Here is a 15,036-nt window from a genome sequence, read left to right as displayed (position 1 = left end):
TTCTTAACCGTTCTTAAAGCTTTCAATAAACTTGGAAGCTAGTGATGATAAGTATTTATCTTTGATCCAGACGGCGGCGACCCGCGTGCGAAGCGACTCACTACTGATTTCTTTATAGATCAAATTACGATTACTCGTTAATTCGAAAGCGGATTTGGGGATAATTCCGATGCCGAGACCAGCATTTGCCCAGAGCAGTGTTGTTCGCGCATCATCATTCATACAGAAAATTAGCGGATCAAAACCATTCTCAAGACAGGTTTCCCGGATAAGCTGCTCAAAACGGCGGTAGATAATGAGCGGCTTATCTTTTAACTCACCGATCTCAACAAAGTTTTCATCTGTTTTCCAGTCATACTCTGGAGTCATTACGGCAATCATAGGCTCAGCCTGTGTGTAAAGACATTCTAAATTTGTAGCATTAAAGGGTGTCCGAACAATACCAATCTCGACAATACCCTTGTTCAAAAGGTCGATGATTCTGAAGGTATTCCCTTCATGTATTTCAAATTTAACGCCTTTATACGTTTTGTGGAACTCACAAAGTCGATCTTGGAGCAGGGTCGCTCCTGAGGAAGACACCGTACCAATGGCGAGCGTTCCTTTTAAGCCTTTGACAAAATCATTGAGCTCTCGGGCAGTGGAATCAGCCAGCTCCAGAATTTGTTGAGCCCGATCACGTAAAATGGCTCCTGCTTCGGTAAGCTGCACACTGCGCGGACCTCGATCCACAAGCTTGACGCCTAGTTCTTCCTCAAGCAGCTTAAGCTGCTGACTGAGCGGAGGCTGGGCCATTTGCAGCTTTCTGGCTGCAGAAGTAATCTGCCCTTCCTCAGCGATAGCCATAAAATATTTAAGCTGTCTAATATCCATAAAAAGAATCCTCCGAACTTGAGATATGTTTATCGTATGGGAGCGATACGAATCAAATATTATTAATATGTGAGTAGATATGCCATAATCATAACTGTTATTATACATATTTCAAATGCTTAAATACTTCTTATGTTGGGTGTGGATGACGTTGTTCAAAATTGCAGTTTATTTAAAACCGTACAAAAAAGAAGCCATCATCGGTCCAATCTTTAAGCTGATGGAAGCGATTCTGGAGCTGATTCTGCCAACCATTGTCGCATTAATCATCAATAATGGGGTAGGAAATCATGACAGTGCTTATGTATACCGTATGGGTGGCTTGATGGTGCTGATGTCTCTACTTGGCTTCGGTTGCTCTATGGTATGTCAATACTATGCGGCACGAGCATCTCAGGGATTCGGCACGACGCTTCGTAATAAAATGTTCAATCATATTACATCCTTATCGTACGCTGAGCTGGATACGTTCGGTACGCCTACGCTGATTAACCGGATTACCAATGACGTAAACCAGTTGCAGATTGCAGTGGCTATGCTGATTCGCCTGGTTATTCGTGCGCCGTTTATCTGCATCGGGGCTATCATAATGTCCATGATTTTGGATTTTAGATTATCGCTGATTTTAATAGCGGCAACGCCGATTTTTGGCATTATATTATATTTTATTATCACTCGAAGTGCACCTTTGTATCGAAAATACCAGCAGAAGCTGGATGCCCTTGCGCTCGTTCTTAGTGAGAATTTGTCGGGGATACGAGTCATTCGTGCTTTTGCGAAGAGACGTACAGAAAAAGAACGTTTTGATGCCTCATCTGAGGATTTAACCAATACAGCGATCCGGGTCTCGCGGATTTCCGCTTTACTTGGACCTATGACGACACTTGTAGTAAATGCGGCGATCATAGCTATTTTATGGGTAGGTGGAATTCACATTGATGGGGGGCGATTGTCTCAAGGTGAGATCATTGCCTTTATCAATTACGTCACTCAAATCTTGCTGGCACTTATAGTGGTCTCCAACTTGGTCATTATTTTTACAAAAGCCTCATCTTCTGCCAATCGTGTGAATGAAGTGCTGAGTGTCAAAGCATCCGTGTCTGAGGACGGGAATGTTGTGATGACTGAACCTGATCATACCGCTCCTGCCATATCATTCGATCATGTATCGTTTGGTTATAATACAACAGGAGAATTGGCATTAGAGGATATTTCGGTAGTTATTAACCGCGGAGAAACTGTGGGGCTGATTGGCAGTACGGGTTCTGGTAAATCTACTTTCGTGAACTTAATTCCACGTTTTTATGATGCAGTGCAAGGTGAAGTTAAAGTGGATGGAGTGAATGTCAGAGATTATAAGCTGCATCAGCTTCGAGAGAAAATAGGGATTGTGCCGCAAAAAGCAGTGTTGTTTACAGGAACAATCACTGAGAATATTCGTTGGGGTAAGGAAGACGCAACCGAGGAAGAAATCATGCAAGCAGCCTCTGTTGCTCAGGCGGAAGAGTTTATTCGTAAATTGCCAGAAGGATTGAATACGCAGGTATCACGTGGCGGACTTAATTTATCCGGGGGGCAAAAGCAGCGCTTGACCATAGCTCGTGCAGTGGTAGGTAAGCCGTCGATTCTAATTCTGGATGACTCCTCCAGTGCGCTGGATTTCGCTACTGATGCGGCTCTACGTAAAGCGCTCAAAGAGAGCAGCCAGCAAATGACCGTTCTCGTTGTCTCGCAGAGGGTGAGCACTGTAAGGCAAGCGGATAAAATTATGGTATTTGAGGAAGGGCGGATCGCCGGTGTCGGAACCCATGAGGAGCTGATGCGTGGTTGTGAAGTGTACAAAGAAATCTGCCTGTCCCAGCTATCGAGTGAGGAGTCGGGCCAATGAACAAAAACAACATTTGGAAAAGACTAATTGTATATACAGGACATTATAGAAAAATTGCTATTGGGGCAGTTATATGCGCGTTACTCAGTGTGATCGCCAGTCTAATCGGACCACTACTTATCGGTAAAGCCATTGATTTTATGATCGGACCGGGAGAGGTGGATTTTGACGCCGTACTTAGACTGCTTTTGATTCTGGCAGCGGTATATATTGTCGGCAGCTTTTTCGGATGGCTCCTTACCTATCTGACGAATCGAATCGCCTACCGGACTGTATATGACTTACGGCGGGAGCTTTTTGATAAATTAAATGTTTTGCCTTTAAAATTTCACGACAATCACCCGCAAGGAGACAGTATCAGCCGGTTTGTTAACGATATGGATGCCGTCTCTGATGGACTGCTGCAAGGTTTCTCCACACTGCTTACAGGGATCATCACCATTGTTGGGGCAATTGTGCTTATGTTGTACATCAGTCCTCTGATGACCTTAGTAGTTCTTCTGTCAGCACCCGCCACCTTTTTTGTGGCCAGATTTATTACGATGCGCTCTCAAAAGATGTTTAAAGAGCAGGCGAAGATTCTAGGTGGTCTCAATGGCTATGTGGAGGAAATGATCGGCGGGCAAAAAGTAGTCACCGCTTATCATTATGAAGAACGTGCAATGTCTCAGTTTGAAGAACAAAACGAGACATTATATCAGACCGGTGTGAAGTCACAATTTTATGGCTCCTTATCCAATCCGACAACGCGGCTAGTAAATAACGTTACGTTCTCAGTTATAGCTATGATCGGTAGTGTTATGGTAATTCGGGGTCATTTCACGGTAGGGGATCTGTCTAGTTTTTTGATCTTCTCCAACTTGTTCGCTAAGCCGTTTAATGAAATAACAGGTGTGATTACACAGCTTCAATCGGCAACTGCCTCTGCGCAGCGGATCTTCGCCATTCTCGATCTAACACCAGAACCTGCTGATTCTAAGGGCGCCAAAATCATGAGTACAAGTCAAGGAACCATTACCTTCGAAAAAGTAACCTTTGCTTATAATCCAGAACGTCCCTTGATTAACGATTTCAGTCTAGAAGTGAAGCCCGGTACCCGGGTTGCGATTGTAGGTCAGACTGGAGCAGGGAAGACGACGCTGGTAAACCTGCTCATGCGTTTCTACGATGTGGACCGTGGGTCCATCAAGATTGATGGTGTGGATATTAAGACCATTACGCGTGACAGTCTGCGACGTAATTTTGGGATGGTGCTGCAGGATACTTGGCTCTTTGGGGGCACGATTAGAGATAATATTGCTTACGGAAAACCTGGGGCTACAGAGGAGGAAATCATCGCTGCTGCTAAAGCTGCTAATGCTCATAGCTTCATTAAACGTCTGCCTGAAGGGTATGATACGAAGATCAGTGGCTCAGGGGATAATCTCTCCCAAGGACAGAAGCAACTGCTTACCATTGCACGAGTAATGCTTGTAGATCCTCCTATGCTCATCTTAGACGAGGCTACAAGCAGTATTGATACATTAACTGAGGTACGGATTCAAAAAGCTTTTCTGACTATGATCGCTGGTCGGACCAGCTTTGTGATTGCCCACCGATTGTCAACGATTCGGGAGTCGGATCTCATTCTTTTCATGAAGGATGGAGACATTGTGGAGAGTGGTACGCATGATCAACTCATAGCCAGCGGTGGATATTACGCCAGATTATATAACAGTCAGTTCGCCTCAGCATAGACTTTGTGAATAAAAAGAAGTATTCGACCCTATTTTGGGTGAGGATGCTTCTTTTTTGTCAGTAGCATGGCATTTACTGTCCCGTAAATGAAACCTCAGATGGTTCCCTTCGTATCCTTAAATATGCAAATATTAGGGAGGGAATTCATTACAATGTCAATGTTTAAACGAATGCTCGCGAGTGCCGGAATTGGAGCGGCAAAAGTAGATCTCATGCTCCATCAAGATTTCGTGAACGCAGGTGATACGATCAGTGGTTCCGTTCGAATTCAAGGTGGCCGAGTGGATCAGGAGGTCGATGACGTCTACGCATTCGTTAAGACGCGTTACTTGAAAGAGCTGAACGATAAGAAGATGGAAGTGGAAGCGACGGTATCCAAATTCCTGTTAGCAAGTAAATTTAAAGTAGTGGCGGAGCAGGTTTATGAATTTCCCGTCTCATTCCAGCTTCCGGCGATAACGCCAGTGACGTTAGGGAGATCGCCGGTTTGGATTCAAACCGGACTTGATATTAAAGAGGCAATTGATCCAAAGGATCAGGATTATCTTCAAGTAGGCCCTCATCCATATTGTGCTATTATTTTGGATGCGATGAATCAGCTCGGGTTCCTTATTCGTGAAGTGACTTGTGAATATGCACCGTGTTACGGCAGGATCAATGGCTTAGATTTTGTTCAAGAATTTGAATTCGTTCCCCCCTCTCAGTTCCGGAATCAACTAGACGAATTAGAAATCGTTTTCTTTCCAAATGAGGATTGCATTGAGTTGCTCCTACAAATTGATCGCAAGGCACGTGGTTTAGCTGGTTTGTTCGCCGATGCGCTTGATACAGATGAGAGCTTTGTGAAAATACGCTTTGATCACAATCAACTTGCTTACGGAGTTGACTATGTAGCTGATCAACTGCTCGCAACGATCCATAAATACGTATAAACAGGATTATAAAAGAGAGGGGAAAACCCCTCTCTTTTTTCGTTTTTATAAAGAAAAATTTATTTATATGAAGGAATGAACTAAATGGACAGGATAAACGTACTATAGTAAAACTATCCTAACATCGTATGAAACGGTAGGCATTGATTGCATGATGAAAGTTACTAATACGAATACGAACGGAGAGGGAGTGCCAAGATGTTGACAATAAAGCATTTTACCAAGAGCTATAAGGGCGGTAAAAAGGCAGTGAATGACTTGAACTTAGTGGTCGAGAAAGGTGATATTTATGGCTTTATCGGTCATAACGGCGCGGGGAAAACAACGACGATTCGGGCAGTAGTAGGTGTTCTTGATTTTGAAGAGGGGGATATCGAAATAGGTGGACATTCCATCAAAAAAGATCCTTTAGCCTGCAAAGCGATCACTGCGTATATTCCGGATAATCCAGATCTATACGATCATCTGACCGGCATTCAATACTTGAATTTTATTGGTGATCTTTTTAGTGTATCGAAAGCAGATCGGGAGTTGTTGATTAAGAAATATGGTGATGAATTTGAGATTACATCTCATTTGGGGGATTTAATCTCCTCGTATTCTCATGGTATGAAGCAGAAGCTAGCGATCATCTCAGCACTGATACATAAACCGAAGCTGTTAGTTCTGGATGAGCCCTTTGTGGGACTTGATCCAAAAGCGGCACACACGCTTAAAAAAATCATGACGGAGATTTGCAGTCAGGGCAGTGCGATCTTTTTTTCAACGCATGTACTGGATGTAGCGGAGAAGCTCTGTAATAAGATTGCCATTATCAAAGCGGGAGAATTGATTACGCATGGGAAAACAGAAGAGGTGAAGGGTGACAGCAGCCTTGAAGATGTATTTTTGGAGTTGATTAAGCATGATTAATATCTGGAGATTGACGAAGATTCAACTGATCTCTTCCTTTGGGTTAAATAAAGCTTTGCACACACGTGATGTGAAAGAAAGACGAAAAATGATTTTGCTGACCATCGGGATCCTAATTGGAATTGTTATGATGGCTGTGGTTTCATTTGGTTATAGCTATATGATAGCAGAGACCCTTGAACAGATTGGCCGGCCAGAGCTGCTGCTTGCGATAATGATGGCAGTTACTTGCTTAATCGGATTTTTTACAACGATCTATAAGGCTAGTGGTGTATTATTTGGCTCCAAAGACTACGATCTCGTAATGTCGCTGCCAATCAAAACGAGTCATATTGTAGCAAGTCGGGTGGCTCAGCTTTATGTGTTAAACCTATTCTTCTCTTTAATGGTGATGGTACCTGCAGGCATTGTTTATGCTATAAAGGTGAATCCCGGCGTACTATATTATTTGTATTTTTTGATTACACTGTTATTTATTCCATTAGTGCCGATCATAGCTGCAACGATTATAGGTGCTCTGATCAGCTGGGTTTCCTCAAGATTTAAAGGAAGTCGTATAATAACGCTCATCCTAACTTTTGTTGTAATTATTGCTATAATTGTTGGTTCAGGTCAAATAAATGGTAACAATCCACAATTACTTGCGGATATGAGCGCTCAAATTGCTGATCAAATATACAGCTTGTATCCTTTGACGCTTATGTATGTAAATGCGGTTTGCTCGTTTCAGTTTGATTCCTTAGTATTGTTTATTGGGTTTTCACTGATTTCTTTTATGCTGTTTACCATCGTGCTTGGTAGCAAATATAAAGCGATCCACACAGGTCTTACGACTTCTTTTTCAAAAAATAAATATCAAATGAAATCACTTGCAGTATCTTCACCGCTTTACACATTGTATAAAAAAGAGCTGCGTCGCTATTTTAGTTCTTCTATCTATGTACTTAACACGAGTATAGGCATGGTAATGTTACTTGTGTTAGCGATCGCCTTACTGTTCGTTAGTGCAGACCAACTAGGTCAACTCGTTGAGATACCAGAGCTTTCAAATTATCTGAATCGACTGGCTCCACTGTTTGTTTCCGTTTTTGTAACTTTAAGCTGTACGACATCCAGTTCTATTTCGCTCGAAGGTAATAATATTTGGATTTTAAAAAGCGCACCCGTGCCGACAATAACGATATTGCTAAGTAAAATCGCAGTGAATCTTACGATTACCGTGCCGATTGTAATTGTCAGTAGTGTGCTCCTCATGATATCTCTAGACACCGGATGGATGGAAAGTTTGCTATTATTGGTTATTCCCGTCTTATATGCTTGTCTTACTGCAATGACTGGTGTACTCGTTAATTTGAAGTTACCTAAACTGGAGTGGACAAATGAAGTATCGGTAGTCAAACAAAGTGCATCTGTTTTAGTTGCGATGTTGATAGGCTTTATAAGCTTACTGATTCCAGTTGGTTTGAGTCTTCTTCTAGCCGATCTGAACGGTAATCTCGTATTGTTAGGCATTGGATTATTGATATTAGTGGTGTGTGGTGTGATGTATCGATACATTCAATCCAAAGGGGAGCTTTTATTTCGGGCTCTTTAAATCATAGGGGGATCCTAAAAGTCGTAACGGCTAGTGGGATGCCCTATTTTTTTGTGTTCTACCAATATTTTAGCAGTGTTTATAGCTTCTATCCTTGGTATAATTCGAAGATTATATCCGAGGAGGATCATCTCGTGAACAATAGATTTGGAAGATTTGTAATTACGATACTTGTATTAGTGCTTGTAGCTGGAATATTTATTCAACATATATCGGCTGATGATGAGGCGCCTTTTAAGGATATAGATACTAGTTATGCTAAAAATGAAATTATAGATTTGTATCACCGCAACATATTAACCGGCACAACGGTGACAAGCTTCTCACCTACTAAATCGATTACTAGAGCGGAATTCATTACGGTTCTTGACCGTCTGCTAAAGCTTGATCCGGCAGTCAGTCCAGTATCTCCTTATACAGATGTAGCTAAAAAAGCTTGGTATTACGGCTGGATACAGGCAGCTGTTCAGCTTGAGCTGGCTAACGGCACATCGGCAACTACTTTCGCGCCGGCAAAAGCAGTTACAAGGCAGGAAGCGGCTGTATGGATGGCCAAAGCTTTAAAGCAAACAAACCATACGTCTGCTCTAACTTCGTTCAATGATCGAAATAAAATTGCTAGCTGGGCAAGATCAGCTGTTGCAACTGTAAATGATCTAGGTTTAATGAAGGGGGATAATCGCAAGAATTTCCGACCCTCTGATCCTATAACTAGACAGGAAACGGCCGTCCTCATTGACCGAGTGCTGCAAAATGAGAGTTGGGCAGCAGAACTCGATGATGAGCCGGAGGAGCGAATCGTTCTAGGCTGGCAATATGGGCAGACGACGGCACAATATGTGAATACAGTTCTGAAATCCAACGTTAACACCTTATCACCACGGTGGTATTATGTAGGAAAAACAGGTGCAGTAACGGATTCAACGGATGCTTCGCTGATCACATGGGCAAAGAAGAATAATAAGAAAATATGGGCGATGGTAGGCAATAGATCGGATCAAGAAGCGACCCATCAAATGTTGTCGAGTGTAACCACAAGGAATACGGCAGTAAATCAATTAGTAGCTTTAGTGAGCAAATATAGATTAGATGGACTAAACATTGATTTTGAAAATGTAGCGCCTGACGATCGTGAGTATTTGACCTCGTTCATTACATTATTAGCTGAGAAAATGCATGCTCTTAATGCGACGCTGTCGATAGACGTCTCTCCTGATCTTGGAACAGATTGGACAGATGCTTTTGACTACGCTGCACTAGGTAAGCAAGTGAACTACATGGTGATGATGGGTTATGACGAACATTATGACGGGAGTAAGCTTCCAGGGCCCAATGCTTCTATTCCTTTTGATCAACATGCAGTGGATACTGTACTAAAGGACGTACCCAGCCATAAGGTTATATTGGCATTGCCTTTATATAATCGTGACTGGACATTGAATCAGAATGGTACGGTTTCATCTTCAAAGTATATCTCGCTTCCGGAGCAAAATCAGATTATTAGTAGCTATGGTATGAAGCCCGTATGGAATGAGACTTTAGGACAATATGTTGCCAACTATTCGAAGCAGGCCATAAAGCACACAATCTGGATTGAGGATGGCCGTTCATTAATAGCAAAATACGATTTAAGCGTTAAGAACAATCTAGCCGGAATCGCTTATTGGTATATAGGTGGGGAAAGCGCAGATATATGGTCTAGTGTAAGTAATGCAGAGAAATTTTACGATTATACGTTTTAAAAAGAAAGACTGGATGCATATAGCTACCTTGCTATGGCATTCAGTCTTTTTATTTAGTTATCACAGCGTAACAACAGCACGTTACGGTGAAAGCTCTTGGCACGCAACATATACACTAAATATATATATTTGAGGAATTATAAGTCATAATCATCCATATAAAAGTTACATTTTTCACTAGTATGAAATAATTAATAAGTGCTATATTTTTCTTGAGCAATTATACATATGGAGGAATTCAAAGGATGCCATCAATTACAGAAACAATTCAACTGATCGAATCAAAAGAATTTCAAAGAACACTAGAAAGTCTGTATGGTGATGTTCCATCTATCATAAACGATCAAAAGCAAAGATATAAAACCTTGGTTCAGGAATATGTAAAAAAATTTGCAGAGGGCGAAGTGTTTCTCTTTAGCTCACCAGGGCGCAGTGAAATTAGTGGCAATCATACAGATCATAATCTAGGTAAAGTAATTGCTGCCAGTATAAACATGGATTGTATTGGAGCGGCTGCGAAAAATGATCAAAATATTATTCGTATAAAAAGCATTACCTATAACGAAGACTTCATTATTGATTTAAATTCGAGTGGGAATAGCCTTAACCTTTCAGGAACATATACCTTAGTTAAAGGGATTTTGGACGGTTTTGAACGGTACGGTTATAAATTAGGCGGTTTTGATGTTTGTATCACAAGTGATGTTATAAGTGCAGCAGGTGTAAGCTCATCAGCTTCTTTTGAGATGTTGATATGTTCTATTATTAATTTCTTCTACAACAATAACGAGCTGGATGTCGTTACCTGTGCCAAGATAGGCCAATATGCAGAGAATTCAGAGTGGAACAAACAATCGGGTTTGCTCGACCAAATTGCTTGTGGATATGGGGGACTAATTTCGATTGATTTTAAAAACATCGAGGCTCCACTGATCACTACATTAAATTTTTCATCTATTGACAAAGGTTATGAGTTATTCATTGTCCCCACAGGTGCAAACCATGCAGATTTAAGTGAAGAATACTCCTCAATTCCAACAGAAATGAAGGCTGTTGCCCGAGAACTTGGGAAAAATGTGCTTCGTGATTTAGAAAAGCAAGATATATTGGACAACCTGGACAAACTTAGAGAGAGTGTTGGGGATAGAGCTGTATTGAGAGCACTGCATTTCTATGAGGAAAACATTCGAGTTGATCAACAAGTAGAAGCTTTGACAGGCGATAATGCAAACAGCTTCATAAGACTCGTAAATGAATCTGGAAACTCATCCTGGAAATGGCTGCAAAATTGCTATTCTAACTCTACTCCTACTGAACAGGGTGTGACACTATATTTGGCATTAACTGAGCTGTTTATCAAGGAGAAGGGGGCAGGAGCCTGCAGGGTACATGGAGGCGGTTTTGCAGGAGTTATAATGGCTTTATTGCCAAAAGAATATACGGATTCCTATAAAGCATATATGCACTCATTTGGTGTTGAGCAGATTTATCCTGTCCGCATTCGTAAGCATGGTGCTATTAATTTAAATCTATTATAGGCGTTTATCAGCCGGCACCTAGTTAGCATATAGCTATATACTTGGTGCCGATTTTTTTTCTGATGATGTTCTGGTTCACGAAATATGAGAATATTAAATGAGTGTTTTAGTCATTATAAAATCAATTTGTTCTTCATTACCCATATAGAAAGAGTGAGTCCCTGTTTGAACGAAATTCATTTTTTCATAGAATTTAATTGCATTCTCATTTTTTTCCCAAACGCCTAACCAAATCTTCTCTTTATTCTGATCTTTTGCTATGTCTAAAGCCTTGTTCATCAGGTATTTACCTAGTCCCCGTTTATGAAATTTCCCCCTGATATAAATCCTCTCGATTTCAAGCGAATCATTACCCATTTTTTCTGATTGGGCATCATTAAAGTTTAGCTTTAAATATCCTGCAACTTCCTTATTCAAAAAAATAAAATAGAATTCCGAACAATTATTCAATAATTCATTTCCTAATTTTTTCAAATTAAAAGCACGATTTAAGTAAGCATTCATAATTGCAGGTGAGTTTTGATTCTGAAATGTATCGTTAAATGTTTCAACACTGATTTCTTGGAGTAGCCCTAAATCTTCAAACGTACACTTTTTTATTTTTATGGTCATTTTTATTTGTCCTCCATTTACTAAGTCAATAATTTCTTTTGTTTCCTTTTTTGACTAACTCCCAGTCTTTTTCTACATTTTTTCTGACTCTCTGCAGCAAGGTAAACATAGTTTCTACTTCACTCTCAGAGAATCCAGATAATGCGACCTTATTGGAGTAATCGTTTTCCCTTTTTATGTAAGGGTACAAAGTAACCCCTTTCTCTGTAGGAAATAGTTTTTTTATTTTTTTATTTTGATTGTCTTCTTTCTTTTCTATAAATCCATTGATTTCTAATTTCTTAATTGCACGTGAAGCTGTTGTTCGATCTACTTTTATCATCTCAGCTAACTTTTCTTGAATTATTCCTGGGTTTTCACATATTCGAACAAGGTACAAATATTGCCCTTTTGTAAGGTCATGTTCTGCAAATTCTATATTGCTTATTGAATCTAATGCCCTAGCTATCATTCCAATTTCACGTAGGATTTCCTTCATAAATAACTCCTTAGCGCGTATTTTGTTGTAAATGCAATAAATAATATATATTAACTTATCTCATAATTGTTGCATTTGCAATAAAAAAATAAATGAAATAGCGAGGTGAGTAAAGTGAAGCGTGACTTCTATGTATTAGAAATTTATAAAACTAACTCTTGGTATTTCACGATTTGAAGCCCTTATAAAAAGACTGGATAGCAAGATGGTTATGTTGCCATCCAGTCTTTTTATTGGGCTATTACCGCACAAATGGTAGTCTCTCGTTATGGAACAGTGTCCGGTAACATCAGCAAATAACTCGATCTGGCCAAAGTCTGCATTTCGTATTTCATTAATTCAGTTTCGAGTGACGTATTTTTTGAAGTTTTTTACTTTAATAACTTTAACACTTTTTGATAAAAGCTTCTTGTCGCTGACGATCCAGGTGTGATCTTTGGAGTTTTTTCTACGAATTGCAGCGAAGTTATACTTATTACCTGCGTAAATCTTAAAACCATGAGCTGCGCAATCAGCACAAAATTTAACGCATTCACCTCTGTTCCGATTTGGAAAAGAAATCTGATCGAACACCTTGCGTTTAATGAGTAGGGTCGCACCTTGAACATTGGTTACATATTTATTCTCCATTCGGAGGTAACGAAGCAAAAGTAACTTCTTATCATTCAAATACATATAGTGAGCCCGTTTTCCAACGATATCTGCTTTAGTCTTATGGAGTATTTGCATGCTATCAGTTAAATAGTTGGAAGCGTAATAATCGTCATCATCAAATTTTGCAATATAACTATAATTCGCTAATTGCACACCAAAATTCAAACAATAACCGAGAGAATGATGTTCCGGTACTTTAAAAACCCACACATTCTTATGTTTTTTTGCAGCAGCTGTATAGTCATCTATCTTCAAACTATCATTATTTATGATTACGATAAGTTCTTTAAGATTAAAATTTTGTCGTCGATAGTTATCAAACAGTGTATTTATACAGTCAGCTCGTTTCGTACAGGTCAGAATAGATACAGCAGATATAGTGGAATCTGTAGCCCGTTTCATAATTTGATCTTTGGACTGCGTCCAACAAATGCTTTGTAATTTTTAATATTACGGATGATCTTATGGTTTGCTATTAAAGTGCTATCACTGATGATCCATGTGTGCTTTGAAGAGTTTTTTCTACGGATGGCTACGAAGTTATTCTTACTCGCAGAATAAACCTTATAACCTTTCTTTCTGCTTCTGCTGCAAAAAAGATCATCTTCACCCACGTTTTTATTAGGGAATTTCACATGATCGAATACTTTACGTTTGAAGACGAGTGTAGCGCCTGGGAGATGGGTAACTGTTCGATGTTCGTCATGCGCGAAACGAAGGATTAAAGTCTTTGAACCACTTAAATACATATAATGAGCTCGTTTTCCAAGAATATCAGCATTTGTTCTATTTAATGTCTGAATACTTTCTGTCAAATAATGAGGGGCATAATAATCGTCGTCATCGAATTTGGCGATGGTATGATATTTGCATTTCGTTACGGCATAGTTTAAGCATGAACCCAGAGTTTGATGTTCTGGCTTACGAAATATCTTTATGTTTTTGTGATTATTAGATAACTGTTGGTAAGGAGATAGTGGAATTGCATTGTTATTGATAATAATGATGAGTTCTTTTTGGGCATATCGTTGTCTGTTGTAATTTTGGAGTAGGTTGTTTAAATAATTTTGACGATTTGTACAGGTAATAATGGAAACACCATTCATTTAACCAACCCTTAGATGCTTTTTATTTGGGAAAAGTCTCATAATACGATATGTCCAAGTTAGGATAGAGTAACGGCATATCAACCTCAGGGATGCAAAAATGGATTTTTATAAAGAACACAAGATCACAGTCATGACTGTGTTATCGAGATCTAACTCAGCTTGAAGCAACAATACAGTATCTCTCCCTAGTAAAGGTCATTTCCAAAATTCAGGTGAAAAGTAGGAAGACTCAGGACAAATGATCACTATAATGGAAATAAGAGACATACTTAGATACAATCTATAGGATATAAATAAGAATCAGTCTGAATAAGAAAGCGATTAGAGGAGGCCATCTCGTGGGAAGATCATTCGCAAATTTGCATATCAAGTCGAACAACCTTGATAAGACTGTCGAAGCATTAAGAGAGCTAAGCGAAGGGCATGCCACAGTATTAGGCAAGCCAAATACTGAGGCTCAAAAGTTCAATGTTGTCATGTACGTAAGCAAAAGCAACGAGTACTGGATCAGCGTGCTCCATGATTATTTTGTATGGGGTACGGTGAAGGAGATCGGCAAAACGCTGTCTCGGCTTATCGAGGAGCCAGTGATGACCGCCGGATATATAAATGAGGAAATATTCGAGTTGTCGTTGTTCGAGAATGGAGATATTGAGGCCGAAAGAATCTTTTGTGAACAGTGGACGAGGGATGAATATGAACAACTTAAAGAAGAGCGTCTTAACGATGACTATTTGCAGAAAGCGTTGGATATCCGCAATGAGGATTTTGACGACTTCATTAGCATTACGAGTCCGGCACAAGCCGTAGATAAGCTGTCAGAACTCGTAAGAATGTCATTATGGAGCGATTGGGAGTGGATCCCGCACGAAGAAACTCTCAAAGAACGATTTGCGAAATATGAATTTTGAAAATACATGAGCAAATGGCTAAAGTCATCTGAGATGACACTTTAGAACATGGCGGT

At 40.0% G+C, this 15,036-nt stretch carries 13 protein-coding genes; 8 read left to right on the top strand and 5 right to left on the bottom strand.

All coding sequences use genetic code 11. From position 1 onward, the window contains the following. Positions 1 to 3: 3 nt before the first annotated feature. Positions 4 to 873 (bottom strand): LysR family transcriptional regulator, encoded by an 870-nt coding sequence (locus tag H70737_RS17865; RefSeq protein WP_042189361.1) that lies wholly within the window; start codon positions 871 to 873, stop codon positions 4 to 6. A 151-nt stretch (positions 874 to 1,024) separates the two neighbouring features. Here H70737_RS17865 and H70737_RS17860 point away from each other — a divergent pair, with 151 nt between their 5' ends. The 7 genes from H70737_RS17860 to H70737_RS17830 all read left to right on the top strand — a co-directional run bounded on the left by H70737_RS17860 (position 1,025) and on the right by H70737_RS17830 (position 11,216). Beyond that, a complete protein-coding gene (locus H70737_RS17860; RefSeq protein WP_042189359.1) occupies positions 1,025 to 2,761 on the top strand; it encodes an ABC transporter ATP-binding protein in 1,737 nt (578 codons plus the stop codon). Beyond that, entirely contained in the window at positions 2,758 to 4,497 is a 1,740-nt protein-coding gene (locus tag H70737_RS17855; RefSeq protein WP_042189357.1) for an ABC transporter ATP-binding protein, read from the top strand. The genes H70737_RS17860 and H70737_RS17855 overlap by 4 nt, the downstream gene beginning before the upstream one ends. A 153-nt stretch (positions 4,498 to 4,650) precedes the next feature. After that, positions 4,651 to 5,430, top strand: a complete 780-nt coding sequence (locus H70737_RS17850) for a sporulation protein (protein WP_042189355.1) — start codon at positions 4,651 to 4,653, stop codon at positions 5,428 to 5,430. Between the two features lie 198 nt (positions 5,431 to 5,628). Further along, positions 5,629 to 6,342 carry an ABC transporter ATP-binding protein gene (locus tag H70737_RS17845; RefSeq protein WP_042189353.1) on the top strand — a complete coding sequence of 238 codons (714 nt, stop codon included), beginning with the start codon at positions 5,629 to 5,631 and terminating at the stop codon, positions 6,340 to 6,342. Beyond that, on the top strand, positions 6,335 to 7,936 hold the full coding sequence (locus H70737_RS17840; protein ID WP_042189351.1) for an ABC transporter permease: 1,602 nt from the start codon (positions 6,335 to 6,337) through the stop codon (positions 7,934 to 7,936). Before H70737_RS17845 ends, H70737_RS17840 begins: the two co-directional genes overlap by 8 nt. Before the next feature lie 134 nt (positions 7,937 to 8,070). Next, positions 8,071 to 9,678 carry an S-layer homology domain-containing protein gene (locus H70737_RS17835; RefSeq protein ID WP_052404337.1) on the top strand — a complete coding sequence of 536 codons (1,608 nt, stop codon included), beginning with the start codon at positions 8,071 to 8,073 and terminating at the stop codon, positions 9,676 to 9,678. 245 nt (positions 9,679 to 9,923) lie between these two features. Next, complete coding sequence (locus tag H70737_RS17830) at positions 9,924 to 11,216, top strand: galactokinase (RefSeq protein ID WP_042189349.1); 1,293 nt, start codon at positions 9,924 to 9,926, stop codon at positions 11,214 to 11,216. A 93-nt stretch (positions 11,217 to 11,309) separates the two neighbouring features. Here H70737_RS17830 and H70737_RS17825 read toward each other — a convergent pair whose 3' ends face one another. From H70737_RS17825 to H70737_RS17810, 4 genes are all read right to left on the bottom strand, one after another. After that, a complete protein-coding gene (locus H70737_RS17825) occupies positions 11,310 to 11,828 on the bottom strand; it encodes a spermidine/spermine N(1)-acetyltransferase (RefSeq protein WP_042189347.1) in 519 nt (172 codons plus the stop codon). Positions 11,829 to 11,853: 25 nt separating this feature from the next. Then, a complete protein-coding gene (locus H70737_RS17820) occupies positions 11,854 to 12,306 on the bottom strand; it encodes a MarR family winged helix-turn-helix transcriptional regulator (protein ID WP_042189345.1) in 453 nt (150 codons plus the stop codon). Between the two features lie 339 nt (positions 12,307 to 12,645). After that, on the bottom strand, positions 12,646 to 13,362 hold the full coding sequence (locus H70737_RS17815) for a glycosyltransferase family 2 protein (RefSeq protein WP_042189343.1): 717 nt from the start codon (positions 13,360 to 13,362) through the stop codon (positions 12,646 to 12,648). Next, positions 13,359 to 14,066 (bottom strand): glycosyltransferase family 2 protein, encoded by a 708-nt coding sequence (locus H70737_RS17810; RefSeq protein ID WP_042189341.1) that lies wholly within the window; start codon positions 14,064 to 14,066, stop codon positions 13,359 to 13,361. The genes H70737_RS17815 and H70737_RS17810 overlap by 4 nt, the downstream gene beginning before the upstream one ends. Before the next feature lie 341 nt (positions 14,067 to 14,407). On the opposite strand from H70737_RS17810, the gene H70737_RS17805 reads away from it, so the two are divergent. After that, positions 14,408 to 14,980: a hypothetical protein gene (locus H70737_RS17805; protein WP_042189340.1), complete on the top strand. Its 573-nt coding sequence runs from the start codon at positions 14,408 to 14,410 to the stop codon at positions 14,978 to 14,980. Positions 14,981 to 15,036 lie beyond the last annotated feature (56 nt).

The sequence above is a fragment of the Paenibacillus sp. FSL H7-0737 genome (assembly GCF_000758545.1).
Classification (GTDB): domain Bacteria; phylum Bacillota; class Bacilli; order Paenibacillales; family Paenibacillaceae; genus Paenibacillus_AQ.
Note: the sequence above shows the minus strand (reverse complement) of the source record. Positions and strands in the feature narration are given on the sequence as shown.

What these genes read in the sequence shown, in the direction of transcription:
- H70737_RS17855 (WP_042189357.1), top strand. Translation starts at nt 2,758, where the DNA reads ATGAACAAAAACAACATTTGGAAAAGACTAATTGTATATACAGGACAT.
- H70737_RS17840 (WP_042189351.1), top strand. Translation starts at nt 6,335, where the DNA reads ATGATTAATATCTGGAGATTGACGAAGATTCAACTGATCTCTTCCTTT.
- H70737_RS17825 (WP_042189347.1), bottom strand. Translation starts at nt 11,828, where the DNA reads ATGACCATAAAAATAAAAAAGTGTACGTTTGAAGATTTAGGGCTACTC.
- H70737_RS17830 (WP_042189349.1), top strand. Translation starts at nt 9,924, where the DNA reads ATGCCATCAATTACAGAAACAATTCAACTGATCGAATCAAAAGAATTT.
- H70737_RS17845 (WP_042189353.1), top strand. Translation starts at nt 5,629, where the DNA reads ATGTTGACAATAAAGCATTTTACCAAGAGCTATAAGGGCGGTAAAAAG.
- H70737_RS17815 (WP_042189343.1), bottom strand. Translation starts at nt 13,362, where the DNA reads ATGAAACGGGCTACAGATTCCACTATATCTGCTGTATCTATTCTGACC.
- H70737_RS17865 (WP_042189361.1), bottom strand. Translation starts at nt 873, where the DNA reads ATGGATATTAGACAGCTTAAATATTTTATGGCTATCGCTGAGGAAGGG.
- H70737_RS17820 (WP_042189345.1), bottom strand. Translation starts at nt 12,306, where the DNA reads ATGAAGGAAATCCTACGTGAAATTGGAATGATAGCTAGGGCATTAGAT.
- H70737_RS17850 (WP_042189355.1), top strand. Translation starts at nt 4,651, where the DNA reads ATGTCAATGTTTAAACGAATGCTCGCGAGTGCCGGAATTGGAGCGGCA.
- H70737_RS17810 (WP_042189341.1), bottom strand. Translation starts at nt 14,066, where the DNA reads ATGAATGGTGTTTCCATTATTACCTGTACAAATCGTCAAAATTATTTA.